Raw genomic sequence first — 3,485 nt, forward strand, 5'->3', positions numbered from 1 at the left:
TGGGTTGTTGTTTCGGTGCCAGGCATCCTTCTGTGTATATACCGCGGTCTGTGGGCCGGCTGGTGTGCGCGGGTGGGGGATGGGTTGGTTGTGGGTTGAGAATTGTATAGTGGACGCGAGCATCTTGTTTTCTGTTTAATGCCGAGAACAGTTTGTTGTGGTTAAGTTGTCAAGGGCGAACGGTGGATGCCTTGGCACCAGGAGCCGATGAAGGACGTGGGAGGCCGCGATAGGCCTGGGGGAGCTGTCAACCAAGCTGTGATCCCAGGGTGTCCGAATGGGGGAACCTGGCACCAGTTATGTGGTGTCACCCGCACCTGAATGCATAGGGTGTGTGGAGGGAACGCGGGGAAGTGAAACATCTCAGTACCCGTAGGAAGAGAAAACAATTGTGATTCCGTGAGTAGTGGCGAGCGAAAGCGGATGTAGCCTAAACCGGTGGCGTGTGATACCTGTCAGGGGTTGCGTTGCCGGGGTTGTGGGACCCACTCACGTGTGCTGACACGCACGTAAGGAGTTATAAAGTCGCATGTTAGTCGAACAGTGTGGGAAAGCTGGCCGTAGACGGTGAGAGCCCGGTAGACGAAAATGTGTGGCCTTCTTGTGGTGTTCCCGAGTAGCGGCGGACCCCTGTAATCTGCCGTGAATCTGCCAGGACCACCTGGTAAGGCTAAATACTTCCTGGTGACCGATAGCGGACGAGTACCGTGAGGGAATGGTGAAAAGTACCCCGGGAGGGGAGTGAAATAGTACCTGAAACCGTTCGCCTACAATCCGTCGGAGCCTTTCGGGGTGACGGCGTGCCTTTTGAAGAATGAGCCTGCGAGTTAGTGGCATGTGGCGAGGTTAACCCGGGTGGGGAAGCCGTAGCGAAAGCGAGTCTGAAGAGGGCGTCTGAGTCGCATGTTCTAGACCCGAAGCGGGGTGATCTAGCCATGGGCAGGCTGAAGCGCGGGTAAGACCGTGTGGAGGGCCGAACCCACCAACGTTGAAAAGTTGGGGGATGACCTGTGGTTAGGGGTGAAAGGCCAATCAAACTCCGTGATAGCTGGTTCTCCCCGAAATGCATTTAGGTGCAGCGTCGTGTGTTTCTTGCCGGAGGTAGAGCACTGGATGGTCGAGGGGCCCTACAAGGTTACTGACATCAGCCAAACTCCGAATGCCGGTAAGTGAGAGCGCGGCAGTGAGACTGCGGGGGATAAGCTTCGTAGTCGAGAGGGAAACAGCCCAGATCACCAGCTAAGGCCCCTAAGCGTGTGCTAAGTGGAAAAGGATGTGGGGTCGCTTAGACAACCAGGAGGTTGGCTTAGAAGCAGCCATCCTTTAAAGAGTGCGTAATAGCTCACTGGTCAAGTGGTTCCGCGCCGACAATGTAGCGGGGCTCAAGTACACCGCCGAAGCTGTGGCATTCACATGATAACTCCGCCTGCCGGCTTGACTGGTGGGTGCAGGTGTGTGGATGGGTAGGGGAGCGTCGTGTGACCGGGGAAGCGCCGGAGTGATCCAGGCGTGGAGGTTACACGAGTGAGAATGCAGGCATGAGTAGCGAATGAAGGGTGAGAAACCCTTCCGCCGGATGACCAAGGGTTCCAGGGCCAGGCTAATCCGCCCTGGGTGAGTCGGGGCCTAAGGCGAGGCCGAGAGGCGTAGTCGATGGATAACGGGTTGATATTCCCGTACCCGCGAAGGAACGCCCATGATGAACCTTGTGGTGCTAACCACCCGAGCTGCCGGCGACCTTCGGGTCAATGGTGGTGAGCGTGGGACCCTCACTTGTAGTAGTCAAGCGATGGGGTGACGCAGGAAGGTAGCTGATCCCGGCCGGTGGTTGTGCCGGGGTAAGCGTGTAGCCCGTACCATAGGCAAATCCGTGGTGCATATAGGGTGAGACGTGATGCCGAGCCGATTCAGGTGAAGTCAGTGATCCTATGCTGCCGAGAAAAGCCTCTAGCGAGTTCCGAGCGGCCCGTACCCCAAACCGACACAGGTGGTCAGGTAGAGAATACCGAGGCGATCGGGCGAACTGTGGTTAAGGAACTCGGCAAATTGCCCCCGTAACTTAGGGAGAAGGGGGGCCGGACGCGTGAAGCCCCTTGCGGGTGGAGCGTGGTATGGCCGCAGAGAGCAGGGGGAAGCGACTGTTTACTAAAAACACAGGTCCATGCCAAGTCGTAAGACGATGTATATGGACTGACGCCTGCCCGGTGCTGGAACGTTAAGGGGACCTGTTAGCTCTTCGGGGCGAAGCGGAGAACTTAAGCGCCAGTAAACGGCGGTGGTAACTATAACCATCCTAAGGTAGCGAAATTCCTTGTCGGGTAAGTTCCGACCTGCACGAATGGCGTAACGACTTCCCCACTGTCTCAACCACAGGCCCGGCGAAATTGCAGTACGAGTAAAGATGCTCGTTACGCGCGGCAGGACGGAAAGACCCCGGGACCTTTACTATAGCTTGACATTGGTATCCGAATCGGATTGTGTAGGATAGGTGGGAGCCGGTGAAGCTCGGACGCCAGTTCGGGTGGAGGCAATCTTGAAATACCACTCTGTCAGTTTTGGGTATCTAACTTCGGGCCCTTATCGGGTTCAGGGACAGTGTCTGGTGGGTAGTTTAACTGGGGCGGTTGCCTCCTAAAGGGTAACGGAGGCGCCCAAAGGTTCCCTCAGCCTGGTTGGCAATCAGGTGTTGAGTGTAAGTGCACAAGGGAGCTTGACTGTGAGACTGACAGGTCGAGCAGGGACGAAAGTCGGGACTAGTGATCCGGCACTTGCGAGTGGAAGCGGTGTCGCTCAACGGATAAAAGGTACCCCGGGGATAACAGGCTGATCTTCCCCAAGAGTCCATATCGACGGGATGGTTTGGCACCTCGATGTCGGCTCGTCGCATCCTGGGGCTGTAGCAGGTCCCAAGGGTTGGGCTGTTCGCCCATTAAAGCGGTACGCGAGCTGGGTTTAGAACGTCGTGAGACAGTTCGGTCCCTATCCGCCGTGCGCGTAGGATACTTGAGAAGGGCTGTCCCTAGTACGAGAGGACCGGGACGGACGAACCTCTGGTGTGCCAGTTGTCCCGCCAGGGGCATGGCTGGTTGGCTACGTTCGGAAGGGATAACCGCTGAAAGCATCTAAGCGGGAAGCTCGCTTCAAGATGAGGTATCCCACCCCTTTGTGGGGTAAGGCCCCCAGCTAGACGACTGGGTTGATAGGCCGGAGCTGTAAGCCTAGTAATGGGTTGAGGTGACCGGTACTAATAGGCCGAGGACTTACCTACAACATTTGCCACGCGTCCACTATACGATTCACAGCACACAAACAACCCCGCACAGCTTGGTGTAGTGAGTGTTGTTTGATGTTGTTGATAGGGTTACGGCGGTTATAGCGGAGGGGAAACGCCCGGTCCCATTCCGAACCCGGAAGCTAAGCTCTTCAGCGCCGATGGTACTGCACTCGGGAGGGTGTGGGAGAGTAGGACACCGCCGGACATCTTT

At 56.8% G+C, this 3,485-nt stretch carries 2 rRNA genes; both read left to right on the top strand.

Annotation, left to right across the window (positions count from 1 at the left end):
* Positions 1-159: 159 nt before the first annotated feature.
* A 23S ribosomal RNA gene (locus tag Sya03_RS30620) occupies positions 160-3,268 on the top strand.
* A 94-nt stretch (positions 3,269-3,362) separates the two neighbouring features.
* Positions 3,363-3,479, top strand: a 5S ribosomal RNA gene (gene rrf, locus Sya03_RS30625).
* Positions 3,480-3,485 lie beyond the last annotated feature (6 nt).

Source organism: Spirilliplanes yamanashiensis (assembly GCF_016863475.1).
Lineage (GTDB): Bacteria > Actinomycetota > Actinomycetes > Mycobacteriales > Micromonosporaceae > Spirilliplanes > Spirilliplanes yamanashiensis.